The sequence below is a fragment of the Pseudomonas parasichuanensis genome (assembly GCF_021601385.1).
Lineage (GTDB): Bacteria > Pseudomonadota > Gammaproteobacteria > Pseudomonadales > Pseudomonadaceae > Aquipseudomonas > Aquipseudomonas parasichuanensis.
In genome coordinates this window covers 26165-52812 of record NZ_BQHO01000030.1, presented here as the reverse complement: position 1 = coordinate 52812, position 26648 = coordinate 26165, and the positions used below count along the sequence as shown (strand labels likewise).

At 63.8% G+C, this 26648-nt stretch carries 25 protein-coding genes; 7 read left to right on the top strand and 18 right to left on the bottom strand.

The annotated features are described in order from the left end of the window. Positions 1 to 19 precede the first annotated feature (19 nt). Positions 20 to 1213, top strand: coding sequence for a D-amino acid dehydrogenase (locus L6D77_RS21075; RefSeq protein ID WP_232880088.1), 1194 nt, complete (start codon positions 20 to 22; stop codon positions 1211 to 1213). Between the two features lie 183 nt (positions 1214 to 1396). On the opposite strand, the gene L6D77_RS21070 is transcribed toward L6D77_RS21075, so the two are convergent. The 3 genes from L6D77_RS21070 to L6D77_RS21060 all read right to left on the bottom strand — a co-directional run bounded on the left by L6D77_RS21070 (position 1397) and on the right by L6D77_RS21060 (position 4670). Continuing rightward, on the bottom strand, positions 1397 to 2125 hold the full coding sequence (locus L6D77_RS21070; RefSeq protein WP_232880087.1) for an aspartate/glutamate racemase family protein: 729 nt from the start codon (positions 2123 to 2125) through the stop codon (positions 1397 to 1399). A 17-nt stretch (positions 2126 to 2142) separates the two neighbouring features. Further along, positions 2143 to 3678, bottom strand: coding sequence for an NCS1 family nucleobase:cation symporter-1 (locus L6D77_RS21065; RefSeq protein ID WP_232880086.1), 1536 nt, complete (start codon positions 3676 to 3678; stop codon positions 2143 to 2145). Between the two features lie 554 nt (positions 3679 to 4232). Beyond that, the gene (locus L6D77_RS21060; protein WP_232880085.1) at positions 4233 to 4670 is read right to left on the bottom strand and encodes an Lrp/AsnC family transcriptional regulator; all 438 of its coding nucleotides are present in this window, start codon (positions 4668 to 4670) and stop codon (positions 4233 to 4235) included. Positions 4671 to 4803: 133 nt separating this feature from the next. Here L6D77_RS21060 and L6D77_RS21055 point away from each other — a divergent pair, with 133 nt between their 5' ends. Beyond that, a complete protein-coding gene (locus tag L6D77_RS21055; protein WP_232880084.1) occupies positions 4804 to 5709 on the top strand; it encodes a DMT family transporter in 906 nt (301 codons plus the stop codon). 72 nt (positions 5710 to 5781) lie between these two features. Continuing rightward, positions 5782 to 6708, top strand: a complete 927-nt coding sequence (locus L6D77_RS21050; RefSeq protein ID WP_232880083.1) for a LysR family transcriptional regulator — start codon at positions 5782 to 5784, stop codon at positions 6706 to 6708. Here the strand turns inward: L6D77_RS21050 and L6D77_RS21045 are convergent. Continuing rightward, positions 6681 to 7340 carry a DsbA family oxidoreductase gene (locus tag L6D77_RS21045; RefSeq protein WP_232880082.1) on the bottom strand — a complete coding sequence of 220 codons (660 nt, stop codon included), beginning with the start codon at positions 7338 to 7340 and terminating at the stop codon, positions 6681 to 6683. The genes L6D77_RS21050 and L6D77_RS21045 overlap by 28 nt on opposite strands. 160 nt (positions 7341 to 7500) lie before the next feature. Between L6D77_RS21045 and L6D77_RS21040 the strand changes: the two genes are divergently transcribed. Next, on the top strand, positions 7501 to 8427 hold the full coding sequence (locus L6D77_RS21040) for a class I SAM-dependent methyltransferase (RefSeq protein WP_232880081.1): 927 nt from the start codon (positions 7501 to 7503) through the stop codon (positions 8425 to 8427). 123 nt (positions 8428 to 8550) lie between these two features. Here L6D77_RS21040 and L6D77_RS21035 read toward each other — a convergent pair whose 3' ends face one another. From L6D77_RS21035 to gcl, 8 genes are all read right to left on the bottom strand, one after another. Then, positions 8551 to 9549: a sulfate ABC transporter substrate-binding protein gene (locus L6D77_RS21035; RefSeq protein ID WP_232880080.1), complete on the bottom strand. Its 999-nt coding sequence runs from the start codon at positions 9547 to 9549 to the stop codon at positions 8551 to 8553. A gap of 200 nt (positions 9550 to 9749) precedes the next feature. Next, positions 9750 to 10571, bottom strand: a complete 822-nt coding sequence (locus L6D77_RS21030; RefSeq protein WP_232880079.1) for an ion transporter — start codon at positions 10569 to 10571, stop codon at positions 9750 to 9752. A gap of 45 nt (positions 10572 to 10616) precedes the next feature. Further along, positions 10617 to 11492, bottom strand: a complete 876-nt coding sequence (locus L6D77_RS21025) for an urea transporter (protein ID WP_232880078.1) — start codon at positions 11490 to 11492, stop codon at positions 10617 to 10619. Between the two features lie 181 nt (positions 11493 to 11673). Continuing rightward, positions 11674 to 13089: a pyruvate kinase gene (gene pyk / locus L6D77_RS21020; RefSeq protein ID WP_232880077.1), complete on the bottom strand. Its 1416-nt coding sequence runs from the start codon at positions 13087 to 13089 to the stop codon at positions 11674 to 11676. Continuing rightward, a complete protein-coding gene (locus L6D77_RS21015; protein WP_232880076.1) occupies positions 13086 to 14360 on the bottom strand; it encodes a glycerate kinase type-2 family protein in 1275 nt (424 codons plus the stop codon). The genes pyk and L6D77_RS21015 overlap by 4 nt, the downstream gene beginning before the upstream one ends. 240 nt (positions 14361 to 14600) lie before the next feature. Next, the gene (locus L6D77_RS21010) at positions 14601 to 15494 is read right to left on the bottom strand and encodes a 2-hydroxy-3-oxopropionate reductase (protein WP_023631172.1); all 894 of its coding nucleotides are present in this window, start codon (positions 15492 to 15494) and stop codon (positions 14601 to 14603) included. Positions 15495 to 15670: 176 nt separating this feature from the next. After that, the gene (gene hyi, locus L6D77_RS21005; RefSeq protein ID WP_232880075.1) at positions 15671 to 16453 is read right to left on the bottom strand and encodes a hydroxypyruvate isomerase; all 783 of its coding nucleotides are present in this window, start codon (positions 16451 to 16453) and stop codon (positions 15671 to 15673) included. 57 nt (positions 16454 to 16510) lie between these two features. Continuing rightward, positions 16511 to 18286 (bottom strand): glyoxylate carboligase, encoded by a 1776-nt coding sequence (gene gcl, locus L6D77_RS21000; RefSeq protein ID WP_232880074.1) that lies wholly within the window; start codon positions 18284 to 18286, stop codon positions 16511 to 16513. 257 nt (positions 18287 to 18543) lie between these two features. Here gcl and L6D77_RS20995 point away from each other — a divergent pair, with 257 nt between their 5' ends. Continuing rightward, complete coding sequence (locus tag L6D77_RS20995; RefSeq protein ID WP_232880073.1) at positions 18544 to 18984, top strand: GlcG/HbpS family heme-binding protein; 441 nt, start codon at positions 18544 to 18546, stop codon at positions 18982 to 18984. 63 nt (positions 18985 to 19047) lie between these two features. On the opposite strand, the gene L6D77_RS20990 is transcribed toward L6D77_RS20995, so the two are convergent. Continuing rightward, entirely contained in the window at positions 19048 to 19659 is a 612-nt protein-coding gene (locus tag L6D77_RS20990) for a TetR/AcrR family transcriptional regulator (RefSeq protein ID WP_232880072.1), read from the bottom strand. A gap of 132 nt (positions 19660 to 19791) precedes the next feature. Here L6D77_RS20990 and L6D77_RS20985 point away from each other — a divergent pair, with 132 nt between their 5' ends. Beyond that, positions 19792 to 20700: a DUF808 domain-containing protein gene (locus L6D77_RS20985; protein ID WP_232880071.1), complete on the top strand. Its 909-nt coding sequence runs from the start codon at positions 19792 to 19794 to the stop codon at positions 20698 to 20700. Here the strand turns inward: L6D77_RS20985 and L6D77_RS20980 are convergent. Next, positions 20690 to 22633, bottom strand: a complete 1944-nt coding sequence (locus L6D77_RS20980; protein WP_232880070.1) for an LTA synthase family protein — start codon at positions 22631 to 22633, stop codon at positions 20690 to 20692. The genes L6D77_RS20985 and L6D77_RS20980 overlap by 11 nt on opposite strands. Positions 22634 to 22782: 149 nt before the next feature. Here L6D77_RS20980 and L6D77_RS20975 point away from each other — a divergent pair, with 149 nt between their 5' ends. Beyond that, positions 22783 to 23085 (top strand): hypothetical protein, encoded by a 303-nt coding sequence (locus L6D77_RS20975; RefSeq protein WP_232880069.1) that lies wholly within the window; start codon positions 22783 to 22785, stop codon positions 23083 to 23085. Between the two features lie 74 nt (positions 23086 to 23159). Here the strand turns inward: L6D77_RS20975 and L6D77_RS20970 are convergent, their stop codons facing one another. The 4 genes from L6D77_RS20970 to L6D77_RS20955 form a co-directional block, all read right to left on the bottom strand. Further along, a complete protein-coding gene (locus L6D77_RS20970) occupies positions 23160 to 23942 on the bottom strand; it encodes an outer membrane protein OmpK (protein ID WP_232880068.1) in 783 nt (260 codons plus the stop codon). A 32-nt stretch (positions 23943 to 23974) separates the two neighbouring features. Further along, entirely contained in the window at positions 23975 to 24244 is a 270-nt protein-coding gene (locus L6D77_RS20965) for a hypothetical protein (protein WP_232880067.1), read from the bottom strand. 51 nt (positions 24245 to 24295) lie between these two features. Then, the gene (locus L6D77_RS20960; protein WP_232880066.1) at positions 24296 to 25081 is read right to left on the bottom strand and encodes an outer membrane protein OmpK; all 786 of its coding nucleotides are present in this window, start codon (positions 25079 to 25081) and stop codon (positions 24296 to 24298) included. A gap of 140 nt (positions 25082 to 25221) precedes the next feature. Then, on the bottom strand, positions 25222 to 26577 hold the full coding sequence (locus tag L6D77_RS20955; RefSeq protein ID WP_232880065.1) for a nucleobase:cation symporter-2 family protein: 1356 nt from the start codon (positions 26575 to 26577) through the stop codon (positions 25222 to 25224). Positions 26578 to 26648 lie beyond the last annotated feature (71 nt).

Genomic DNA, 26648 nt, shown 5'->3' with positions numbered 1-26648 from the left:
CATGCACAGGGATGTACGGATGAGCCGGCGGGTAACGGTAATCGGAGGAGGGGTGGTTGGTCTGGCCACGGCCTATGCGCTGGTGCGTGAGGGCATGGAAGTGGATCTGGTCGAGGCCCGTGACAGCCTGGCCAGTGCCACCAGCTTCGCCAATGGCGGGCAGTTGTCGTACCGCTATGTGGCGCCGTTGGCCGATGCCGGCGTACCCTGGCAGGCGCTTGGCTGGCTGCTGCAGGGCGACTCGCCCTTGCGGTTGCGCCTGCGCCTGGACCCGGCGCAGTGGCGCTGGCTGGCGGCATTTGTCATGGCCTGCCGCACAGGGGTCAATCGCCGCAATGCTGCCCAGTTGCTGAGCTTGGCCCTTGAGAGCCAAGCCGCGCTGGCGCGTTGGCGCGAGGAGGACGGCCTGGCGGATTTTGCCTGGCGGCGCAACGGCAAGCTGGTCGCCTTTCGCACGCAGCAGGCCTTCGCCCATGGCCGCGAACAGTTGCTCGATCCGCTTAATCAGCGGGTGCTGGATGCCGGGCAATTGCGCCTGCTCGATCCGGCGCTGGCCGATGCGCCCTTTATCGGCGGCGTGTTCACCCCGGACGAGGAAGTCGCCGATTGCCACCGCTTCTGCCTGCGCCTGGCCGAGCGCCTGGAGGCGTCGGGGCGCTGCCGGATACACCTGGGCCAAGCGGTGACTCGGCTGATCCGGCGCAAGGACGAGGTGGTGGCGCTGGCGCTCGCCGATCGGCAGCTGGAGGTACAGCGCCTGGTGCTGTGCGCCGGGCACCGCAGCGCCAGCCTGGGGTTGCCCGGCCTGAACCTGCCGGTGTATCCACTGAAGGGCTACAGCCTGACCGCGCCGGTCACCGAGGCACATCGGGCGCCTGAAGTGAGCCTGACCGATTATGAACGCAAGATCGTCTATGCCCGGCTGGATCAGCAACTACGGGTAGCGGCGATGGTGGATATCGTTGGCTATGACGAGACCGTGGATGCCGGCAGGCTGCGCAGCATGCGCCGGCTGGCGACTGAGACGCTGCCCATCGCTGCTGATTATGACCAGGCGGTGGAGTGGGCGGGGATGCGCCCGGCGACACCGACCGGGGTGCCGATCATCGGGGTGACGGCGTACCGCAACCTGTGGTTGAACCTGGGGCATGGGGCGTTGGGGTTTACCCTGGCCTGTGGCAGTGGCGAGCGGTTGGCCAGGATGATGGGGTGAGTCAGCGGGCTCACCTCACTCAATGGGCTTGCACGTCCGCTGTAGGCGCGGCCTTGTGCCGCGAAAGGGCTGCGCAGCAGCCCCAGCAATTTATGTGATAACGCATAAACCCGGGGCCGCTTTGCGGCCCTTTCGCGGCACAAGGCCGCTCCTACAGGGGGGGCTTTACTGGTGCAAACTAACTCAGCGGCCGAACCGCATCGGCCAGCCCACCACCTTCTTCGCCCGCGGCGTGGCATAGGTGCGCACCTTGGAGGTGCTCAAGCCCAGGCGCACCAGCGATTCGGCGATGGTCACCGCCGCACTCACACCGTCCACCACCGGCACCCCGGTGCGCCGGCGAATCTCCTCGTCAAGCCCGGCCATGCCGCCGCAACCCAGGCAGATCACCTCGGCCTTGTCCTCATGCACGGCGCGTTCGGCCTGCTCGACAATGGCCTCAACGGCCCGCCTTGGGTCGGCTTCAAGCTCCAGTACCGCCAGCCCGCTGGCGCGCACCGAGGCGCAGCGGTCGTACAGGCCCGACAGTTTCAAACGGTCTTCGATCAGCGGCACGGTGCGGTCCAGGGTCGTCACCACGGAGTAGGCGTGGCCCAGGTACATCGCCGTGCTGGCGGCGGCGTCGGTGATGTCCACCACCGGCACGTTCAGCAGCTCCTGCAGGCCTTCGCGGCCATGCTCGCCGTAGCCGGCCTGGATGACGGCGTCGTACGGCTGGTCATAGGCCAGCACCCGGTCCATCACGGCGATGGCGGCCAGGTAGCTCTCGAAATTGCCCTCCACCGATTCGGCACCGAACCAGGGCGTCAGGCCGACGATCTCGGTACCCGGCGCGGCGACGCTGCGCGCCTGTTCGGCGATGGCTTCGGTGATGGCTGCGGTGGTGTTGACGTTGGCGATCAGAATACGCATGACAGATCTCCCTGAAATCAGTGGCTGCTGTGGTCGACGGCGATGCACTCGCCGCTGACGTCGTGGTACTGGGCGTGGCGCGGTGCGATCAGCAGGTACAGGGCGGCGGCGATGCCGGCGCCGATCAGCCAGGAGAACGGCGCGACGCTGTGGAAGTTGGGCACCAGGGCCAGGACGATGGCCAGCAGCGCGGCTGGGATGAACGCGGCGAGGGCGCGCAGGTTGATGCCCTTGGTGTAGTGGTAGGCGCCGGCGGGGTTCTCGCTGTACAGCTCGGGCACGTTGATGCGGCCCTTACGCAGCAGCCAGTAGTCGGCCATGATCACGCCGTACAGTGGGCCGAGCAGGGCGCCCAGGCCGGAGAGGAAGTACACGATCACCAACGGGCTGTTGTACAGGTTCCACGGCAGGATCAGCACCGCCAGGGTGGCGCTGATCAGGCCGGCACGGCGGAAGTTCAGGTGGCGTGGCGCCAGGTTGCTGAGCACGAAGGCCGGGGCGACGAAGTTGGCCATGATGTTCACCGCCACGGTGACGATCAGGAAGGCCATGCAGCCCAGTACCAGGAACAGGGTGTTGGGGATGCTGGCGACGATCTGCGTCGGGCTGTCGATGATCTGGCCGTTGATCTGGAACTGCGCGCCGCACAGCACCACGGTGATGGCGGCGAACACCAGGATGTTCACCGGCAGGCCCCAGAAGTTGCCGACGCGGATGGTCTTGCGGCACGGCGAGCTGCGGGCGAAGTCGCAGAAGTTCAGCACCAGGGTGCCGTAGATCGCCAGCCACAGCGCGCCGCCGGCGAAGATATTGCGCCACATCTCATAGCCGGTCAGCGGTTCGGCCACCGACCAGGCGATGCGCGCGTCGGCCTTGAAGTACATGAATACCGCAAGGCAAGCCACGGTCAGCAGGATCACCGGGCCGGCGAAGGCCTCGTAGCGGCGCACCATCTCCATGCCGTAGGCGAGGATCACCAGCTGCACCAGCCAGATCGCCACGAAGCACACCCAGCCCAGGCTCGACAGGCCGAGGATGCTGTCGTGGTCGTAGGCGGCCACTTGCGGCCAGACGGCCGTGAGCAGCACCCGCAGTACCACCGAGGCGAGGTAGGTCTGGATACCGAACCAGGCGATGGCGATCACCGCGCGGATCAGCGCCGGGATCTGCGCGCCGTGGATGCCGAAGGCGATGCGGCTGATCACCGGGAAGGGCACGCCGGTTTTCTGCCCCATGTAGCCGGACAGGTTCATGAAGAAGTACACCAGCGCCGCGCCGATCGCCAGCGACAGGAGGATCTGCCAGCCGCCCAGGCCGAGGGCGAACAGCCCCATGGCGAAGGAGTAGTTGGCGATGTTGTGCACATCGTTGGTCCATAGCGCGAAGATGCTGTAGCCACCCCAGCGCCGGCCTTCGGCTTTGGTCGGGGCGAGGTCGCGGTTATGCAGGCGTGGGCTGAGTTCGAGTTCGGCCGGGTGGCCTTCGAGGGTGGTTGAGGCGGGGCTGGTGCTGGCAACGGAAAGTTCAGGGGCAAGGGGGAGGCTGCTACTCATTCCGGCGGCTCCTGATGCGTGTGACTGCGATGAGCGGGCGCTGGCGCACGGGCTCGCCATCTCGTCGGTGCAGGCGTTGGCATCACTGGGTTCTGGGCGCGGCGGTCGCGGTTCGGGGCGACGCTGCGGGTTCTTGTGTATTTATGTTTTGTTTAAGTTGTATACAAAACACGAACACACAAAAGCCAGTTCTATGCCAGAGTGAATCCAAGTTTCAGGTTGCCATCATTTTGAATTTTGCTAGTTGAAACATAAGTAGCTGAAATAAAGAATTTATAAGTTGACCGAATGAACAGATTAAATTTTTTAAGATGCGTATTAGTTGATCAATTGGTCAAAATTAGATGGCCGTAGTGTGTAACCTAATGGGGCGCTGCTTCGCAAAAGTGCACACAAAAATGGCACTTAAGGTGACATTTATGTGTACAAAAAATCGCCAGGGCGGGTGTGGGGGGCGCCGGCAAGCCAGCTCCCACATCTGTTTCGGGCCAGTTATTCCTGCAAGATCACCACTGTCCGCCTTGGTGCATGTCGCAAGCCCTGCGCAGCGGCTGTCAAGCCATCGGCGGCAGCCTGCGCTTCACCGAGGTCTTCTTGATGATCGCGGTATTGGTCTCGGCCAGCACATTGAGCCGGTCGAGCAGGATGTCCAACTGTTCCATCGATCGCACATGCAGGCGCGCGATGAAGCAATCCTCACCGGTAACCTTGTCGCACTCGGTGAACTCGGGGATGGCGATGATCTGCCGCTCCACCTCCTGCAACTGCCCCGGCAGCGGGCGAATCCGCACGATGGCCTGCAACTGGTAACCAAAGCAGCGTGGGTCCACCTCCACCGTGTAGCCACGCAACACGCCGCGTTCCTCCAGGCGGCGCAGGCGCTCGCTGACGCTGGGCGCGGACAGCCCGCTGATCTGCGCCAGGGCCTTGAGCGAGCGGCGCGAGTCCTCCATCAGGGCATTGATCAGCAGCTGGTCGATGTCGTCAGTCATGGCTACCTCGTTAGGCAATTCGGGTGATTGGCCTTGATAGTAAAGGCGAATGGGTAAATCTGCCTTCGCTATCCGCTGGATGGCCCATCAGCACCCCGCGCATACTGTGGCCATCGTGTACAGGAGGTGTGAGATGGACAATTCGCTACGCCGCGGTTCCCTGGAAATGGTCGCCGCCATGCTGATCTCCGGGACCATCGGCTGGTTCGTGCTGGTGTCCGGGCAGCCGGTGCTGGAGGTGGTGTTCTGGCGCTGCGTGTTCGGCGCCGGCACCTTGCTGCTGATCTGCGCGGCCATGGGCTTTCTCAAGCCCGGCGTGCTGACCCGCGCCACCTTCCTGCTGGCGGTGGTCAGCGGGGTGGCGATCGTCGGCAACTGGGTGCTGCTGTTCGCCTCCTACTCGCGGGCATCGATCGCCATCGGCACGGCGGTGTACAACGTCCAGCCGTTCATGCTGGTGGGGCTGGCGGCGCTGTTTCTCGGCGAGAAGATCACCCTGGCCAAGCTCACCTGGCTGGGCGTGGCCTTTGTCGGCATGCTGGCCATCGTCAGCGCCCATGGCAGCGGGCAGGCCAGCGGCAGCGAATACCTGCTGGGCATCGGCCTGGCGCTGGGTGCCGCGTTCCTCTATGCGGTGGCGGCACTGATCATCAAGCGCCTGACCGGCACGCCGCCGCACCTGATCGCGCTGATCCAGGTGAGCACCGGGGTGTTGCTGCTGGCGCCCTGGGTGACACTCGGTGGCCTGCCGGGAGAGTTGCCCGCGCTGGGTAGCCTGGTGACCCTGGGCATCGTCCATACCGGGCTGATGTATGTGCTGCTGTATAGCGCCATTCAGCGCTTGCCCACCGCACTGACTGGCGCGCTGTCGTTCATCTACCCGATCGCGGCGATCCTGGTGGACTGGGTGGCCTTCGGTCATCGCCTGGCGCCGTTGCAATGGCTGGGGGTGGCGCTGATCCTGCTGGCTGCCGCAGGGATGCAGCAGGGCTGGTGGTTCCGCCCGGCCCGGGCGCGCAGCGTGGCCGGCTCGGAATGATGGGCAGGCTATGGTAAAACGCCGCAGGACATGGAACGGTCGCCCGCCTGACGGGCCAGCAAGGAGGCATCGGTGTTTTCCAGGATCAGTCTCGAACAGTGGCGCGCGTTCGTCAGCACCGTCGAATGCGGCGGTTTCCAGCAGGCCGGCGAGCACCTGTACAAGTCGCAGTCGGCGGTCAGCCATGCGGTCGGCCGCATGGAACAGCTGCTGGGCCAGGAGCTGTTTGTCATCGAGGGCCGCAAGGCCGTGCTGACGCCACTGGGCCAGGCGCTGTTGCCCCAGGCCAAGCACCTGCTGGGGGCGGCGCAAAAGCTTGAGCGCCTGGCCAACCAGTACCAGCCGGGCTTGTTCACCGAGCAGGCGCTGGCGGTGGATGTACTGTTCCCTCTCGACGTCCTGCAGCAGGCGCTGCTGGATTTTTCCGGGCACTACCAGGACCACCGCATCCGCCTGTACGAAACCGCGCTGTCCGGTGGTCGCGAGCTGCTGGAGGATGGCAAGGTCGAGCTGGCCATCGCCAGCAGCCTGCCGCCCGGCTGCGTGCAGGTGCTGCTGCTCAATGTCTCGCTGGTTTGCGTGGTCGGTACTGGCCATCCGTTGAGCCAGGCACAGGGTGAGTTGAGTCTGGACGACATGAAGCCTTATCGGCAGGTGGTGATTCGCGACTCCGGCACGCGCCATTCGCAGAACAGCGGCTGGCTGGGGACTTCCCAGCGCTGGACGGTGAGCAGCCTGGCCGCTGCCGAAAGCTTCGTCGAGCGCGGCCTGGGCTTTGCCTGGCTGCCGCAGCACCGGGTGAGCGAGGGGCTCAGGCAGGGGCGTCTGAGCCGGGTCGCCCTGCAGCACCAGCGTGAGCGCGAGGTGCCGCTGTACCTGGGATATCCGGAGGCCTATCGGCACAACCCCGAAGTGAAGATGCTGGCGCAGTTGCTGTGCGAGCAGTGCCGGTCATGGAACCCCGACAGCGCTCACGGGGTGGACTGCACCTCGGTGTGAGCGCTCTGGTCGGCCCGGGCCAGGGTGATGGTCCGGCGCAGTTGCTCGAAGGTCAGGGCGCCGCAGATCAGGAAGCGGCCATCGATCAACAGGCTGGGCACCGAGCTGACGTTCAGGCGCCGGCCCAGCACCAGGTCCTCTTCGAGCAGTTGCGGCGCTTGTTGTTGCAGGGCGGCGGCGAATGCCTCGGGCTCGAGACCGGCTTCGGCCGCCACGGCCAGCACCGTGGCCTGGTCACCGATGTTACGGTTGTGCACCAGGTGGGCCTCCTGCAGGCGGTCGAACAGGCGCTCGTGGCCGGGGTTGCCTTCCAGCGCCTTGGCAGCCTGGCAGGCCAGGCCGGCAAGCAGGCCGGTAGGGTATTCGAAGCCCTGCTGACGCATGCCTTCGATATTGATGCGCTTGACGTCCTCGGCATGGGCGCATGACTGCCAGTGGCCGAGGATGGTGTGCTTGGCTTCGGGCATCGAGCCGAAGCGCTCGATCATTGCCGCGCGGCTGGCCTGGAGGATGAAGCTGCGGTGCTGGATATCCAGGTCCAGTTCCTCTTGCAGTTGCTTCAGGCGCGGGGCGAGGACGAAGCACCAGGCGCAGACGACGTCATGGAAGAATTCGATCTTGAGCGGTGGCATGGCAGTGGTCCGTATTCAGTGGGGGTGGCCGCACTATCCCCGGCACTGCACGGGCGAAAAAGCGACAAAAATGCGGGCAACCCACGCATCCCTTTCATCGATGGCGGCATGAGCCGCGGCTGAGCGGGTAGAATGGCGCTTTTGCCCGATCAAGACCGACATGAGCCCAGCCATCGCCACCCTCGAGCAGCACCTGCTCGCCGCCCTCGATCCCGCCCCCGCCGAAACCCGCCGCCTGTTCCATGGCCGTGGCCGTTGCTGGCCGGGCCTGGAGCAGATCACCGTCGACTGGCTTGACGGGGTGCTGCTGGTAGCGCTGTTCCGCGAACCGCCCGAGGGCCAGCTGGCTGAGCTTGAAGCGATGTTGCAAACCCTGGCACAGCGCCCGCAATGGACCGGCCAGGCCATCTTGCTACAGCACCGCTACTTGCCCGACAGCCCTGGCCAGTGGTTGCTGGGTGAGCCCTGCCTGCAGCGCGAAGTGGTCGAGGATGGCCTGAAGTACCTGCTCGACCTGGGCGTGCGGCAGAACAATGGCCTGTTCCTCGACATGCGCTACGGCCGGCGCTGGGTGCGCGAGCAGGCGGCAGGCAAGCGGGTGCTCAACCTGTTCGCCTATACCTGCGGCTTTTCGGTGGCGGCGGTTGCCGGGGGCGCCGAGCAGGTGGTCAACCTGGACATGGCCAAGTCCGCGCTGTCCCGTGGCCGTGACAACCACCGGCTCAACGGCCACGACGCGTCGCGCGTCGCCTACCTGGGGCATGAGCTGTTCAAGTCGTGGGGCAAGGTGCGCAAGTACGGGCCGTACGACCTGATCATCATCGACCCGCCGACCTTCCAGCGTGGCAGCTTTGTGCTGACCCAGGACTACGGGAAGATTCTGCGGCGGTTGCCGGAGCTGTTGAACGAGGGTGGGACCGTGCTGGCCTGTGTCAACGACCCGGGAATCGAGTCGCAGTTCCTGATTGACGGCATGGCCGAGCATGCGCCGGGGCTTGAGTTTGTCGAGCGGTTGGAAAACCCGCCGGAGTTTCCGGATGCGGACCCGGAAGGGGGCTTGAAGGCATTGGTGTTCCGCCAGGGTTGATGTTGCCCCCGGCTGGCGTCATCGCTGGCAGGCCCGCTCCCACAGGTACGGCGCTGTCATCGAGAACAGCGCCATACCTGTGGGAGCGGGCTTGCCCGCGAAGAGGCCAGCACAGGCGACTACTTACTTGTTGGTGTAGATCTGGTCGAACACACCACCGTCGTTGAAGTGGGTCTTCTGCACGGTGCGCCAGTCACCGAAGGTCTTCTCTACAGACAGAAACTCGACTTTCGGGAAGCGGTCGGTGTACTTGGCCAGTACCGCGGCGTCACGCGGGCGCAGGTAGTTGTTGGCGGCGATTTCCTGGGCTTCGGGCGACCACAGGTACTTCAGGTATTCCTCGGCCACGGCCTGGGTGCCTTTCTTGGCCACCACCTTGTCGACCAGGCTCACCGGCGGCTCGGCTTCGGCCGACACGCTTGGGTAGACCACTTCGAACTGATCGCGGCCGAACTCGCGGGCGATCATTTCCGCTTCGTTCTCGAAGGTCACCAGCACGTCGCCAATCTGGTTGGTCATGAAGGTGGTGGTGGCGGCGCGGCCACCGGTATCGAGCACCGGCGCCTGCTTGAACAGCTTGCCGACGAAGTCGCGGGCCTTGCTCTCGTCACCGCCCTGCTTGAGCACGTAGCCCCAGGCCGAGAGGTAGGTGTAGCGGCCGTTACCCGAGGTTTTAGGGTTGGGCACGATCACCTGAACGCCGTCCTTGAGCAGGTCGGGCCAGTCTTTCAGCGCTTTCGGGTTGCCCTTGCGCACGATGAACACGGTGGCCGAGGTGAACGGCGCGCTGTTGTTCGGCAGGCGAGTCACCCAGTTGTCCGGCACCAGCTTGCCATTGTCGGCCAGGGCGTTGATGTCGGTGGCCATGTTCATGGTGATGACATCGGCCGGCAGGCCATCGATCACTGCACGAGCCTGCTTGCTCGAGCCGCCGAAGGACATCTGCAGGTTGACCTTCTCGTTGTGTTCGGCTTCCCAGTGCTTCTGGAAGGCTGGGTTGTAGTCCTTGTAGAAGTCGCGCATCACGTCATAGGAAACGTTGAGCAGGGTCGGGGCGGCCTGGGCGAGGTTGCCCAGGGCCAGGCCTGCGGCGAGCAGCGAGGCGCTGAAGAGTTTTTTCACGTTGCGTCCTTGTTATTGAAAGGGTGTAGGCAGAGTGCCTGCGACTATAGCGGGTGGTTCTGCGAGGGTTAAAGAACAAAAAGGACTTTGGTTATGTCGTTGTCGGCACCGGCCTCATCGCCGGCAAGCCGGCTCCCACAGTGTTGGCGCTCACCCTTGTGGGAGCCGGCTTGCCGGCGATGAGGCCGGGCCTGCAAACATCATTGTTTGGTAAACAACGCATTCCCACACCGCGAACAGAACGCCGCACCATGCTCATGGCTCTTCTTGGCGCAGGTCGGGCAGTCATGCTGCAACTGCTCGCCGCGCATGGCATTGGCCAGCTCGGCGGTGAAGATGCCGGTGGGCACGGCGATGATCGAGTAACCGGTGATCATCACCAGCGACGACAGCACCTGCCCCAGCGGGGTCTTGGGCACGATATCGCCGAAGCCCACGGTGGTGAGGGTGACGATGGCCCAGTAGATGCCCTTGGGGATGCTGGTGAAGCCATGCTCGGGGCCTTCGATCACGTACATCAAGGTGCCGAACACGGTGACCAGGGTCGACACAGTAACCAGGAATACGATGATCTTCTGTTTGCTGCCGTGCAGAGCGGCCAACAGGTAGTGGGCCTGCTTGAGGTACGGGCTGAGCTTGAGCACGCGGAAGATCCGCAGCATACGTACCACGCGGATGATCAGCAGGTACTGGGCGTCGCTGTAGTACAGGGCGATGATCCCCGGCACGATCGCCAGCAGGTCCACCAGCCCATAGAAGCTGAAGGCGTAGCGCAGCGGCTTGGGCGAGCAGTACAGGCGGGTCAGGTACTCGGCGAGGAAGATCGCGGTGAAGCCCCATTCGATCAGTGCCAGCAGCCCCGCGTAGTTCTGGTGCACCTCGTCGATGCTGTCGAGGATCACCGTGATCAGGCTGGCGAGGATGATCAGCAGCAGTAGCTTGTCGAAGCGCCGGCCGGCGACGGTGTCGGTCTGGAAGACGATGACGTAGAGCCGCTCGCGCAGACTCGTGGGGTTGTCCATGGGCTCGTTCCCTTGTGCGAATGGGCAGAGCCTAGGGGCTGGGTTTCAGCTGTGCAAGCGCGGTGCACCGCGGCGCTGGTTGAGCTGCGCGAGATGACTACCCACGTGCATCAGCCAGCAGGCGACCACAAACGGCGCGGTCAGCCCGGCGATTGGCAGCAGGTTGAACAGCGGTTGCAGCAACAGTGCCAAAGCAATGGCCAGCAGCGTCACCCAGGGCCTCTCGCCCTGGCGGCTGAAGGCCAGCGCAGCCAGCGCTGCGTTGAAACCGTAGAGGCCCAGCCAGGCCCCTTGCGCCTCGCCAGCCAACAGCGCGACGCCGCCACCGATGGCCGAACCGATCACCGCCCAGGTGGCCGCATAGGGGTTGGCAAAATACATCCCGATAACGATCAGCAACCCGGCCATCGGCTTGTCGAGCAGGAAGATCTGCCCGAGGCCGCGCAGCATGGCGTACAGCGGGTCGGCCTCGACGTAGCTGTTGGCAGTGGGTTCAGCCAGCAGCAGGGCGGCCCAGCCGAGCAATACGAAGGGGGCGGTGTAAGCCACCAGCAATTTGCCCCCGCGCTTGCGCCACTGATGGGTGAGCATGCTCGACAGCCCACCGGCGGCGATGATCAGTGGCGGCAGGATGGCCGACCAGGGCAGTACGGCGCTGATCAGGATGCCGATCAATACGCCGTTGTAGCAGTACAGCCCGGCCTGTCGGTCGGCGCGGTCATAGCCACGGCGTTGGGCGGTGAGCAGGCCGGCGAGGGCGCCGAGCAGGGCGCCGCCGACCAGCGACGGGGCGGTCAGCAGGATGGCCAGCAGGCAGCATAGGCCGCACAGGGGGTTGCGCAGCAGCAGCACCTGGCTGAAGCCGTTGAGCAAAGCCGTGGCCCAGTCGGGGCACGGGTTGACGAAATTTTTGGTGTACATGGGCAGTCAGTAAGGTGAGTGGTCAGCGGTGGGCCTCTTTGGGCCTCGGTTTTCCGCATATCGATGTATGGGGAGGGCTTTGCCCTCCAATCGCTGGCAAGCCAGCTCCCACAGGTATTGCGCAATCCTCTGTGGGAGCCGGCTTGCCGGCGAAAGGGGCGCAACACGCCCCCGGCGATCGTCAGACCAAGGTCTCGATCCGCAGCGTATTAGTCGAACCTGGCTTGCCGAAAGGCACACCGGCGGTGATCAGCAGCGTGTCGCCGCGGCTGGCCATGCCTTGTGCCTGGGCAATTTCCAACGCGGTGGAGACCACCTCGTCGACCTGGCGCAGGCGGTCGTTGACCACCGAGTGCACACCCCAGGCCACGCTAAGGCGCCGCGCGGTGTTGAGGTTCGGCGTCAGGTTGAGGATCGGCGCCCGTGGCCGCTCGCGGGCGGCGCGAAGGGTGGAGTTGCCCGACTCGCTGTAGTTGACCAGTACCGCCACCGGCAGGATGCCGCTGATGCGGCGGATCGCGCAGCTGATGGCGTCCGATACGGTGGCCTCGGCCTTGGGCCGGCCCACATCGAGCTGGGCCTGGTAGTCCGGGCCGTTTTCCACCTGGCGGATGATCTTGCTCATCATCTGCACCGCTTCCAGTGGGTAGTCACCCGAGGCGGTCTCGGCCGACAGCATCACCGCATCGGCACCCTCGGCCACGGCGTTGGCCACGTCGGTGACTTCGGCGCGGGTCGGGGCAGGGGAGAAGCGCATGGATTCGAGCATCTGCGTGGCCACCACCACCGGCTTGCCCAACTGGCGGCAGGTGTTGATGATCTGCTTCTGGATCTGCGGCACGCTTTCGGCCGGCACTTCCACGCCCAGGTCGCCACGGGCGACCATGATCGCGTCGGACAGCTCGGCGATGGCGCGCAGTTGCTCGACCGCCGAAGGCTTCTCGATCTTGGCCATCAGGTAGGCGCGGTCGCCGATCAGCTGGCGCGCTTCGACGATGTCTTGCGGGCGCTGCACGAACGACAGGGCCACCCAGTCCACGCCCAGCTCCAGGCCGAAGGTGAGGTCGCGGCGGTCTTTCTCGGTGAGCGGGGACAGGTCAAGCACCGCCTGCGGCACGTTGACGCCCTTGCGGTCGGACAGCTCGCCGCCGGCCAGCACTTCGGTGTCGATGGCATCGCTGTGCTTGGCGGTCACCCGCAGGCGCAGCTTGCCGTCATCGAGCAGCAGGTCCATGCCGGGCTCCAGCGCGGCGATGATCTCCGGGTGCGGCAGGTTGACCCGGCGGCTGTCGCCCGGGGTTTTGTCCAGGTCCAGGCGCAGGGCCTGGCCGCGCTGCAGTTGCACCTTGCCGTCGGCGAAGCGGCCAACGCGCAGTTTCGGGCCCTGCAGGTCCATGAGGATGCCCAGCGGGTAGTTGAGCTGCTGCTCGACTTCGCGGATCCACTGGTAGCGCAGGGCGTGGTCGGCGTGTTCGCCGTGGCTGAAGTTGAGGCGGAAGATGTTCACCCCGGCTTCGACCAGCTGGCGGATGTCATCGATGCCTTTGATCGCAGGCCCGAGGGTGGCGAGGATTTTTACTTTTTTATCAGGCGTCATGATTGCGGGGTCTCGAGGATCAGGATGGCGCGGAAGTCGTTGACGTTGGTGCGGGTCGGCTCGGTGACGATCAGCGCTTCGAGGGCGGCGAAGTAGCCATAGCCGTTGTTGTTGTCCAGCTCATCGCTGGCCGACAGGCCCAGGGCCTCGGCGCGGGCGTAGCTGCCTGGGGTCATGAAGGCGCCGGCGTTCTCTTCCGAGCCGTCGATACCGTCGGTGTCACCGGCCAGGGCATACACACCCGGCAGGCCCTTGAGGCTTTCGGTGAGGCTGAGCAGGAACTCGGCGTTGCGCCCGCCGCGGCCGTTGCCGCGCACGGTGACGGTGGTCTCGCCGCCGGAGAGGATCACGCAGGGCGCCTTCAGCGGCTGGCCATGCAGGACGATCTGCCGGGCGATGCCGGCGTGGACCTTGGCCACTTCCCGCGACTCGCCTTCCAGGTCGCCGAGGATCAGCGGGCTGAAGCCGGCCTGGCGGGCCTTCACGGCAGCGGCCTCCAGCGACTGCTGGGGTTTGGCGATCAGCTGGAAGTGGCTGCGCGCCAGGGCCGGGTCGTCGGCCTTGACGGTTTCCGAGGCCGGGTTGTTGAGCCAGTCGATGACGGCCTTTGGTGCCTCGATGTTGTAGCGTTTGAGGATCGCCAGGGCATCGGCCGAGGTGCTCGGGTCGGCCACGGTGGGGCCGGAGGCGATGACCGTGGCCAGGTCGCCCGGTACGTCGGAAATCGCATAGGTGTAGACGGTGGCTGGCCAGCAGGCCTTGGCCAGGCGGCCGCCCTTGATCGCCGAGAGGTGCTTGCGCACGCAGTTCATCTCGTCGATGGCGGCGCCGGACTTGAGCAGCGCCTTGTTGATCTGCTGCTTGTCGGCCAGGGTCAGGCCTTCGGCGGGCAGGGCCAGCAGGGCCGAGCCACCGCCGGAGAGCAGGAAGATGACGCGGTCGTCTTCGGTGAGGTCGCTGACCAGCTCGAGCACGCGCTTGGCCACGGCCAGGCCGGCGGCATCGGGGACCGGGTGGGCGGCTTCGACCACTTCGATCTTCTGGCAGTTGGCGCCATGGCCGTAGCGGGTGACCACTAGACCGGAAACGTCGCCCTGCCAGCTTTTCTCGACCACTTCGGCCATGGCGGCGGCGGCTTTGCCTGCGCCGATGACGATGACCCGGCCGCTACGGTCGGCGGGCAGGTAGGGTTCGAGGACCTGACGGGGGTGGGCGGCGGCGATGGCTGTGTCGAACAGCTCGCGGAGTAATTTTTGCGGATCGACCGACATGGCAGGCTCCCAGATTATTGTTGTTCTGCAGAATCAAAAACGCCCCTGGAACTGCCTCCGTGCAGGCCGAACCAGGGGCGGGTGTTGCTCGGGGTTACCCATGAGCCTGTTGTCGCAGGGTCATCGGTGTTGGCTTCTTCGCGGGTGAACCCGCTCCCACAGGTACAGCACAGGTTTCAAGGTTGGTGTGATTCCTGTGGGAGCGGGTTTACCCGCGAAGAGGCCGGTAAGGCTTATTACTTACTTGTCGTCGCGGATCGAGAAGTTGGCCATGTGCTCCAGGCCTTTGATCAGCGCCGAGTGGTCCCAGTTGCCGCCGCCCAGGGCCTGGCAGGTGTTGAACACTTGCTGGGCATTGGAGGTGTTGGGCAGGTTGATGCCCAGTTCCTTGGCGCCTTGCAGGGCCAGGTTCAGGTCTTTCTGGTGCAGGTTGATGCGGAAGCCTGGGTCGAAGGTGCCTTTGATCATGCGTTCGGCGTGCACTTCGAGGATCTTCGAGGAAGCGAAGCCGCCCATCAGCGCTTCACGCACCTTGGCTGGGTCCGCGCCGTTCTTGGCGGCGAACAGCAGGGCTTCGGCAACGGCCTGGATGTTCAGGGCGACGATGATCTGGTTGGCGACCTTGGCGGTCTGGCCGTCACCGTTGCCGCCGACGCGGGTGATGTTCTTGCCCATGGCTTCGAACAGCGGCAGGGCGCGTTCGAAGGCTTTCGGGCAGCCGCCGACCATGATGCTCAGGGTAGCGGCCTTGGCGCCGACTTCACCGCCGGACACCGGGGCGTCCAGGTAGGCGGCGCCGGTGGCTTTGATTTTCTCGGCGAAGGCTTTGGTGGCGGTCGGCGAGATCGAGCTCATGTCGATCACGACTTTGTTCGGGCCCACGCCTTCGGCGACGCCGTTTTCACCGAACAGGACGCTTTCGACCTGCGGGGTGTCGGGCACCATGACGATGATGAATTCAGCTTCCTGGGCCACTTCCTTGGGGTTGGCCAGGGCCACGCCGCCGGCAGCGATCAGGTTGGCCGGAGCGGCGTCGTGGTGGGTCGAAACGAAGATGCTGTGACCTGCTTTTTGCAGGTTCTGGGCCATGGGGTTGCCCATGATGCCGGTGCCGATGAAACCGATTTTAGCCATGAGAGATTACCTCGTTGTAATTGTTGAATCTCGATGGAGCAGGCGGTGCGAACCTTGTGGGAGCTGGCTTGCCAGCGATTGCGATCAATCTGCAAACGATGTTGGCCGTGTTGACGCTATCGCTGGCAAGCCAGCTCCCACAGGGGCCAATCAGGGCAGCCCCTTCGAGCGAATCCTTAGATAGCGTTGTGAGTCTTCAGCCAGCCCAGGCCCGCCTCGGTGGTGGTCTTGGGCTTGTACTCCGCGCCCACCCAGCCCTGGTAGCCAATGCGGTCCAGGTGTTCGAACAGGAAGCGGTAGTTGATCTCGCCGGTGCCCGGCTCGTGGCGGCCCGGGTTGTCGGCCAGCTGCACGTGGTTGATCAGTGGCAGGTTGGCTTCCAGGGTGCGGGCCAGGTCACCTTCCATGATCTGCATGTGGTAGATGTCGTACTGCAGGAACAGGTTGTCGCTGCCCACTTCGGCCTGGATTTCCAGGGCCTGTTTAGTGGTGTTCAGGTAGAAGCCCGGGATGTCGCGGGTGTTGATCATTTCCATGACCAGGCGGATCCCGGCGGCCTTGAGCTTGTCGGCGGCGTACTTGAGGTTGTCGACGAAGGTCTTGCGCACGTCGGCGCACTGCAGGCCTTGCGGGCGGATGCCGGCCAGGGCGTTGACCTGGGTGTTGCCCAGCACCTTGGCGTATTCGATGGCCTTGTCGACACCGGCACGGAACTCTTCGACGCGGTCCGGGTGGCAGGTGATGCCGCGCTCACCTTTCGACCAGTCGCCTGCAGGCAGGTTGAACAGCACCTGGGTCAGGCCGTGGGCGTCCAGCTGCTGCTTGATCTCGGCGGCGCTGAAGTCGTACGGGAAGAGGTATTCGACACCGCTGAAGCCAGCATCGGCGGCGGCCTTGAAGCGGGCCAGGAAGTCCTGTTCGGTGAACAGCATGGACAGGTTGGCAGCGAAGCGAGGCATGGTTGTCTCCTTGCAATGAGGGCCCCCGGCACGCAGGTGCGCGGGGGCGTCAGGCAATCAGTCGAGCATCGAGATGGCGGTTGGCGCGTCGTTGCCGACCAGGGCGAGGTCTTCGAACTCGTTGACCGCGTTGATCTCGGTGCCCATGGAAATGTTGGTGACGCGCTCGAGGATCACTTCGACCACTACCGGTACGCGGAACTCTTCGGCCATCTTCTGCGCCTTGAGCAGGGCAGGGGCGATCTCGGCCGGTTCGAACACGCGGATGGCCTTGCAGCCCAGGCCTTCGACCACGGCGACGTGGTCGACACCGTAGGTGGCGGCGTCGGTGGAATTGATGTTCTCGAACGCCAGTTGTACACAGTAATCCATGTCGAAGCCACGCTGCGCCTGGCGGATCAGGCCGAGGTAGGCGTTGTTCACCAGCACGTGGACGTACGGCAGGTTGAACTGTGCGCCCACTGCCAGCTCTTCGATCATGAACTGGAAGTCGTAGTCACCGGACAGCGCGACAACCTTGCGCGCAGGGTCTGCCTTGACCACGCCCAGGGCAGCAGGGATGGTCCAGCCCAGCGGGCCGGCCTGGCCGCAGTTGATCCAGTGGCGTGGCTTGTACACGTGCAGGAACTGCGCGCCGGCGATCTGCGACAGGCCGATGGTGCTGACGTAGGTGGTGTCCTTGCCGAACACTTCGTTCATTTCCTGGTACACGCGCTGTGGCTTGACCGGGACGTTGTCGAAGTTGGTCTTGCGCTGCAGGGTCGCCTTGCGCTGCTGGCAGTCTTCCAGCCAGGCCTTGCGGCATTTCAGCTTGCCGGCGGCTTTCCACTCGCGGGCCACTTCGAGGAACACGTCCAGCGCCTTGCCGGCGTCGGAAACGATACCCAGGTCCGGGGTGAACACGCGGCCGATCTGGGTCGGTTCGATGTCGACGTGCACGAACTTGCGGCCTTCGGTGTAGACGTCGACCGAGCCGGTGTGGCGGTTGGCCCAGCGGTTGCCGATGCCGAACACCAGGTCGGACTTGAGCATGGTCGCGTTGCCGTAGCGGTGCGAGGTCTGCAGGCCGACCATGCCGACCATCAGCGCGTGGTCGTCAGGGATGGTGCCCCAGCCCATCAGGGTCGGCACAACCGGTACGCCGGTCAGTTCGGCGAACTCGACCAGCTTGTCGCTGGCGTCGGCGTTGATGATGCCACCACCGGCCACCAGCAGCGGGCGCTCGGCGTCATTGAGCAGGGCCAGGGCTTTCTCGGCCTGTACGCGGGTGGCGGACGGCTTGTTGACCGGCAGCGGCTCGTAGGCGTCGATGTCGAATTCGATTTCGGCCATCTGCACGTCGAACGGCAGGTCGATCAGCACAGGGCCTGGGCGGCCGGTGCGCATTTCGTAGAAGGCCTTCTGGAACGCGTAGGGCACCTGGCCCGGCTCCAGGACGGTGGTCGCCCACTTGGTCACCGGCTTGACGATGCTGGTGATGTCGACGGCCTGGAAGTCTTCCTTGTGCAGGCGGGCACGTGGAGCCTGGCCAGTGATGCAGAGGATCGGGATGGAGTCGGCCGACGCGCTGTACAGGCCGGTGACCATGTCGGTGCCGGCAGGGCCGGAGGTGCCGATGCATACGCCGATGTTGCCCGGGTTGGCGCGGGTGTAGCCCTCGGCCATGTGCGAGGCACCTTCGACGTGGCGAGCGAGGACGTGATCGATGCCACCGACTTTTTTCAGGGCCGAGTACAGCGGGTTGATCGCGGCGCCAGGAATGCCGAACGCGGTATCTACACCTTCACGGCGCATGACCAGAACGGCTGCATCGATTGCTCTCATTTTGCTCATGGTTTGTGCCTCATCGATTTTGTAATTGTATACAACTTGCTTTGCGGCAGAGTGTATTCACGCTTCGACCCAAAGGTCAATCCATTTTCGTCGGCAGGCTCTGATTGGCGTCTGGGCCTGTGAAAAGCGGCATTTCGTCGCAGTCGGTACGATCGCGTCAAATTATTGTATACAAAACATACCTTAGTTGTGTTCTATTCTCTTCATCGGTTTTCAACTGCCCTCAGGGCTTCTCACAACAAGAAGAGGACCTTTTCATGAACGCATTGACCCTTAAAGTCGCCGTCGGCGTGGTGAACGCCGCGCAGGCCGCAGGGCGCAAGATCAACGCAGCGCCACTGACCGTGGCGGTGCTGGATGCCGGCGGGCACCTGCTGGCGCTGCAACGGGAGGATGGCGCCAGCCTGCTGCGGCCGGAGGTGGCGATTGGCAAGGCCTGGGGCGCAGTGGCCCTGGGCAAGGGCTCGCGCCTGCTGGCGCTGGACTCGCAGCAGCGGCCGGCGTTTTACGCAGCGCTCAATGGCCTGGGCGAGCGGCCGGTGGTGCCGGTGCCGGGTGGCGTGCTGATTCGCGATCAGGACGGCAAGGTGCTGGGTGCGGTAGGGATCAGCGGGGATACGTCGGATATCGACGAGCAATGCGCGATCAGTGCGATCGAGGCGGCGGGGCTGACGGCGGATGCGGGGGTTGCGGCGTAAGGTTCAAGATATTGGGGCCGCTTTGCGGCCCTTTCGCGGCACAAGGCAGCCCCATTGGCCCTATCAGGCTGCTTCCGGCTCGCAGCCCTTCAACACCAGGCGAATGATGGTCTCTGCCGCCGCATCGTAGTCACTGTCGGCCAACTTGGCCTTCCCCGTCACCACGGCAATCTGCCAGTCGAAATCCGCGTAGGTTTGTGTCGCTGCCCAGATGCTGAACATCAGGTGGTGCGGATCGACGTTGGCGATCTGCCCGCGGTCGAGCCAGCTCTGGATGCACTCGATGTTGTGCCGGGCCTGCTCGTTGAGCTGCTCGACCTGGCGCGGCGACAGGTGCGGGGCGCCGTGCATGATTTCGCTGGCGAACACCTTGGAGGCGTGGGGCAGGTCACGGGAGATGCGAATCTTCGAGCGGATGTAGGCGCTGAGCACGTCCTTGGGGTCGCCGTCGGCGTTGAACGGCGTCGAAGCCTGCATGATGGGCGCGATGATGCTCTCTAGCACCTCGCGGTAGAGGTTTTCCTTCGACTTGAAGTAGTAGTAGACGTTCGGCTTGGGCAGGCCGGCCTTGGCCGCGATATCGCTGGTCTTGGTGGCGGCGAAGCCTTTGTCGGCGAACTCTTCACTGGCTGCGCGCAGGATCAGTTCCTTGTTGCGCTCGCGAATGGTGCTCATTGTCGGGGGTCTTCCTCGTGTATGGCCCCCTGCGTGAGGGGTGCGGCATGGTAGCACCCGCCCCGACGGGGGCTCAAGGCAGCGACTTTGGGCTAGAATCCGCAGCATTCAACCTACGGGATACAGGCAAACATGGCAGGAAGCAGTCTTTTGGTGCTGATCGACGATATCGCCACGGTACTCGACGATGTCTCGCTGATGACCAAGGTCGCGGCGAAAAAGACCGCCGGCGTGCTCGGTGACGACCTGGCGCTCAATGCCCAGCAGGTTTCCGGCGTACGCGCCGAGCGCGAGATCCCGGTGGTGTGGGCGGTGGCCAAGGGCTCGATGGTCAACAAGGCGATCCTGGTGCCGGCAGCGCTGCTGATCAGTGCGTTCATCCCGTGGGCGGTGACGCCATTGTTGATGGTCGGTGGCGCCTACCTGTGTTTCGAGGGCTTCGAGAAGCTGGCGCACAAGTTCTTGCACAGCAAGGCAGAGGACGAGGCGCAGCACGAGGCGCGTAAAGAAGCCGTAGCCGATGCCAATGTCGACCTGGTGGCCTTCGAGAAGGACAAGATCAAAGGCGCGGTGCGCACCGACTTCATCCTCTCCGCCGAGATCATCGCCATCACCCTGGGTACCGTCGCCGATGCGCCGCTGACCCAGCAGATCATCGTGCTGTCGGGTATCGCGATTGTCATGACCGTGGGTGTGTATGGCCTGGTGGGCGGCATCGTCAAGCTCGATGACCTGGGGTTGTGGATGAGCAAGAAGGCCTCGAGTGTCACCCGTGCCGTCGGCAACGGCATCCTGCGCGCGGCGCCTTACCTGATGAAGAGCCTGTCGGTGATTGGTACTGCGGCCATGTTCCTGGTCGGTGGCGGTATCCTGGTGCACGGCATTGCACCGCTGCATCACGCCATCGAAGCCTTCGCCGAAAGCCGGGGCGGTGCGCTGACCGGCGCCTTGCTCAACGGCGTGGCCGGCGTGGTCGCCGGGGCCGTGGTGCTGGCGCTGGTCAGCGCTGTATCGAAGCTATGGCGCGCGGTCAGGGGCTGACCGTCACGCGCTTCTCGTCTGGGCGCCAGCTCAGCAGGTTCTGGCTGAAGCCGTAGGCCGCACTCTGGTAGTAGGCAATGGCCCGGCGGATCAGCGGGTTGTCCACGCCCACCTTGGTCTCATGGCTGTTGCCCAGGGCATCCTGGTGAATCCGCAGGCCACCGCGGGGGCTGAGGATTGCCAGGTCCTTGCCGTCGTAAAGGCCCAGGTGCTGGTAGTTGCCGATCAGTACCCGGGGTGGCAGGTCGTCGCCCTTGAGCAGGTCGCGGCCGAAGAAGGTCGAGGTGTAGCTCAGGTTGAGCAGGCCCAGCAGGGTCGGCGCCAGGTCGATCTGGCTGGCCAGGGTCGGGTTCTCGGCCGGTTCGATCATCTTCGGTGCATAGATCCACAGCGGAATCTGGTAGTTGGCGACCGGCAGGTCCTCTTTACCGGCGCTACCGGCCGTGTGGTCGGCGACGAAGATGAACAGGGTGTTGTCGAACCAGGGTTTTTTCCGGGCCTGCTGCAGGAACTGGTCGATGGCGTAGTCGGTGTACTTCACTGCGCCTTCGCGACCGTCACCTGAAGGGATGTCGATACGCCCCTCGGGGTAGGTGTAAGGGCGGTGGTTGGACGTGGTCATCAGTTGCAGGAAGAACGGCTTTTGCGTGGCGTGGTCGGCATCGGCCAGCTTGATCGCCTGGCGATACAGGTCCTCGTCGGCCATGCCCCAGGCATTCTTGAAGCTGATTTCGCTTTCATCGACGCTGCTCTGGTCGACGATGCGATAGCCGTTGCCGCTGAAGAACGCGTTCATGTTGTCGAAGTAGCCGCGCCCGCCGTAGACGTAGACCGCGTCGTAACCTACGGCCGCCAATTGCTGGCCGAGGCTGGCGTAGCCACTTTCACGGCCGATGCGCTTGACGATCGAGCGCCCGGGGGTGGGCGGGATCGACAGGGTGATGGCTTCCAGGCCGCGGTCGGTGCGGGTGCCGGTGGCGTAGAAATTGTTGAAGTACAGGCTCTGCTTGCGCAGCACGTCGAGGTTGGGCGTGAGGTTGCGCGGGTCGCCGTTGCTGCCCATGTACTTGGCGCTGAAGCTTTCGATGGTCACCAGGATGATGTTGGGCGTGCGCTGCGGGCCGCTGGCGCTGATGTGGCGGCGGATGTCCTGGGGTTCGCGAATGTCGAAGCGGGCATTGGCGGCCGCCAGTTCATGGTGCATCTGGGCGCCGACCGCCTCGCCGCCGAGGGTGGCGTAGAACTGGGTGTAGTCGAGCTCGTTGTTGCGGAAGGCGGCGAAGAACTGGTACGGGCCGTTGCTCGACAGTTCGCGCTGGTAGGCGTTGCCATCCGGGTTGCGCGGGAACTGCTGGTCGATGATCAGCACCGAGGCGCCGCACAGCACTGCCAGTACGGCAACACCGGCCAGGCGCTGGCGCAGGTTGGCGGGTGCTGCGGACAGTGCGCTGAGCAGCGGCTTGCGCAGCAGCAGGCAGAGCACCACGGCAGCCACCGCCAGGCTGCCGAGCAGCGTTGGCAGGGGGTAGGACTCGCGGATGTTGTCCAGCACTTCCTTGGAATACACCAGGTAGTCGACGGCGATGAAGTTGAAGCGTACGCCGAACTCGTCCCAGAACAGCCATTCGGCCACGGCGACGAACAGCATCACGAACAGGCTGACGGCCAGCACGCCCTGCATCAACCAGCGGTGCGCCCGTGTGCGCCACAGCGAAGCCGGGCACAGGGCCAGGTAGAGGCCCAGCGGCAGGGCGGCATAGATGAGGAAGCTGAGGTCGTACAGCGCGCCGGTGAAAAACACCGCGAAGTAGTTGCCGCTGAACTCGTCTGCGTGAGCCAGCAACAAGACCAACCGGGTCAGCAGAAAAACGCCGAACCAGGTCGAACACAAAAGAATGAGGAAGCGCCAGGGCGCGGCGAGAGGTGCACGCATGAGTTCTGCCTATATCCTTATTGGGTGCAGGAAAGCATGCAGACTACCGGAGTGTTTGCAAAAGTTTTGTCAAAATTTCGCTGTATGCTGAACGAATTTTCGGCTTTATAGTTCAGGTCTTTCTTTTTAAATAAAGGCGAGGGCTGAATATGTTTGGCAATGTATTGACCTACGATGCCTATCATCTCGCGCTGTATCTGCTCACCGCGCTGGCTTGGGGCGTCCTGGGCCTGTGGTTCCTGATGAATGGCACGGGCGTAGGGGCGTTGCTCAGGTGCTGCGCCATGTTCGGCGTGGCGCTGTTGATCAATGGGTTCATGCTGATGCTGGATATCTGGCGGGTGCTTGAACACGGCCAGGTTGAGGCTGGTTTGCTGGCGGTAGGCGTGGTGCTGCCGGTGATGTTGATATTGATTTGCAGGACAGGTTTTTTAAAGGTAAGAAAAAGCTAACAATTATGTAAGTTAATTCCTACAAACTCTAACGAAACAGCGCCTCGATTTGAGGCGCTGTTTCGTTTCAGTCATCAGAAGTGCACTTTCACCAACAGGCTGGCGGTGTTCTGGTCGGTGGTGAAGGCATCGCTGTCCTTGATGCCGTACTTGTTCTTCCAGTAGTCGTACTCGATACCGACGTACAGCTGCTTCTCACCCAGGTGCAACGCCTTACCCAGGTCGTACTTGATCTGCGGGTTGAAGTGCAGGTTGGCCTGGTAGGTGCCGCGACGGTTCTCGTCGTTGTCCACCACCCAGTCCATGAAGCCGTCGATCAGCACGTCGGACGAACCCACAGGGATGGTGTAGGACCACACCGGGGTGATCTGCCAGACGTTGTCACCCGGGCGGCTGCCGTCGGTGGTGCGCTGGTAGAAGTTCAGCTGGAAGTAGTCGAAGCCTGGGATGGCCAGGTCGAAGCCCGGGCCGATCAGGTAGGACTCGGTGTCACCCTCGCCGAACTCGTAGGTCATGGCCAGCAGCACGTCCTTGACCGGGCCGAATTCGATCTTCTGGTCGAAGATCTTGCCGAACGACAGGCGTGGGCTGAACTCGCCGTAGTAGGTGTTCGGGCCGTTGTTGGCGTCCTTCTTGCCCTGGTAGAAGATCTTGTCGAGGAAGAAGAAGTTGTCGCCGTACTTCCAGGCATCGGCGTGCTCGAAGGTCACCGTCTGCTGGATCTCGGGGTTGACCTTGAAGTTCTTGCCCCACAGGTAGGTCAGGCTGTTGTTCTGCCACTGCAGCAGGTCGCCGGCTTGGCTGGCGCCGCAGGCCAGCAGGCCGCCGGCGAGGATCAGGCTATTGATGATGCGCATTGCGTGTGTCGCTCCCTTGATTGGATCTGTTGTCAGCGCTCGGGCGCTGTTTTTTTGTCTTTTGAGTCAGCTTTTTTCGATTGGCCACAGCTGTTTGGCAAGAGCTGCGCCAACTTTTCCGGGTTGGCCACAACCATCCTGCTCGACGTCTTGCTGAACGGATGAACATGGGTCTTTCTGGCTGGCAACACGTTGACCAACCGCCCTAATTCATTGACTGAGCGGTCAGCAAACGCGGGCAGGATCCTTCCTGCCCCGATCGAGGGGGCGCGCAGATTACTGGCTTGCGCGCCGGTCCTCAAGTGCTCCGTCCTGGAGCACGCTGTTACAAAGTTGTGCGTTTGGTCAGGTTATCAGAAGTGGACCTTGATCAGGGCACTGGCGACGCTCTGATTGCTCTCCAGGTTGCCGCGGCTGTCGATGCCGTACTTGTCCTTCCAGTAGCTGTACTCGAAGCCCACGTAAAGCTGCTTGGCGCCCAGGTTCAGGGCCTTGCCCAGGTCGTATTTGACCTGTGGGTTGAAGTGCAGGTTGGAATGGTAGGTGCCACGGCGGGTCTGGTCGTTGTCGGTGACCCAGTCCATGTAGCCGTCGATCAGGATGTCGGAGCGGCCCACGGGAATGGTGTAGGACCAGCCGGGGGTGATCTGCCAGACGTTGTCGCCCGGGCGGCTGCCTTCGGTGTTGCGCAGGTAGAAGTTCAGGGTGAAGTAGTTGAAGCCGGGAATGTTCAGGTCGAAGCCGGGGCCGATCAGGTAGGCCTCGTTGTCGCCTTCGCCACGTTCGTAGGTCATGGCCAGCAGTACGTCCTTGACCGGGCCGAAGCCGAGGTTACGGTCGAAGATCTTGCCGAACGACAGGCGCGGGCTGAACTCGCCGTAGTAGGTGGTCACGCCTTTGCTCGGGTCAGGCTTGCCGTTGTAGAAAATCTTGTCGACGAACAGGAAGGTGTCGCCGTACTTCCACTTGTTGGCGTGCTCGAAGGTGATGGTCTGCTGGATATCGGGGTTGACCTTGAAGTCCTTGCCATACAGGTAGGTCAGGCTTTCGCCGTGCCACTGCAGCCATTCGCCGGCGTGCGAGGGGAGGGTGGCCAGCAGGCTGCTGCCCAGCAACAGCGAGGAAGTGATGCGCTTCATGTTGTGTTTCCCGGACTTATTGTTTTTGTTGGCGGTTTTTTCGGCGCGCAGGCGCCCCGGGCGGCCCATTCCGGCGGGCCGACGGTGATGCGGTTACTGCAAGTGATAAACGGGGCGGCAAACGCTGCCGCCCCTGGTCCTCAATGCTGGTGGCAGGCGTCGTTGTGCACGGCGCGGTCGGCGCCACCGAGGATGTTGAACAAAAGGTTCAGCACCAGGGCGCTGAGGGTGGCCATGGCGATGCCACTGTGGGTGATGGGCTCCATCCACTGCGGCATCTGCGCGAAGAACTCCGGGCGGACCACGGGGATCAGGCCCAGGCCGACACTGACCGCGACCAGCAGCTGGTTGCGACGGTCGGAGATGTCCGCTTCCTGGAGGATCTTGATCCCGGTGGCGGTGACCATGCCGAACATGGCGATGGACGCGCCGCCCAGTACCGCAGGCGGGATCGAGGCGATCAGGAAGGCCGCCTTGGGCAGCAGGCTGAGCAGGATCAGCAAGCCGCCGGCCATCACCGTGACGTAGCGGCAGCGCACCCCGGTCATTTGCACCAGGCCGATGTTCTGGGCGAACGAGGAGTGGGTGAAGGTATTGAAGAACCCGGCGATGAACGATGCCCCGGCGTCGCACAGCAGGCCGCGACGCAGCATGCCAGGGGTAACTTCACGGTCGGTGACCTTGCCCAGGGCGAGGAACATGCCGGTCGACTCGACGAAGATGATCACCACCACCAGGCACATCGACAGGATCGGCGCCAGGCTGAAGGTCGGCATGCCGAAGTGCAGGGGGGTGACCACCTGCAGCCAGGGGGCCTCGTTCAGGCCGGACAGGTCGACCATGCCGATGGAGCCGGCGAGGATGTAGCCCAGGCCCATGCCCACCAGCACCGAAACGTTGACCCAGAAGCCGCGCATGAAGCGGTTGATCAGCAGGATCACCGACAGCACCAGGCCGGCGACCATCAGGTAGATCGGCGAGCCGAAGGTCTCGGCCTCATGGCCACCACCGGCCCAGTTGACCGCCACCGGGAACAGCGACAGGCCGATGGAGGTGATGACCGTGCCGGTTACCAAGGGTGGGAAGAAGCGTACGACCTTGGACATGAACGGCGCGATCAGCATGCCGAAGAAACCGGCGGCGATGGTCGCGCCGAAGATCCCCTGCAAACCGACGCCAGGCATGCCGGCCATGGCCACCATGCTGCCGACGGCGGCGAAGCTGGCGCCCATCATGACCGGCATGCGGATGCCGACCGGGCCGATACCGAAGGATTGGATGATGGTGGCAACGCCGGCGACCAGCAGGTCGGCGTTGATCAGGAAGGCGACTTCCTCGCGGGACAGGCCGGCGGCCTGGCCGATGATCAGCGGCACGGCAATGGCGCCACCGTACATCAGCAGAACGTGTTGCAAACCCACCAGGATCAGCTGGAACAGGGGCAGGGGCTGTCGTGGCGGCGCAACAGGAATGTACGCCTTGGGTGACTCGGACATGCAGCACCTCGAGTTTTGTTTTTATTCTCGGATCCAAGCCAAAAGCTCCAAGCGGCAAGCTTCAAGTAGAA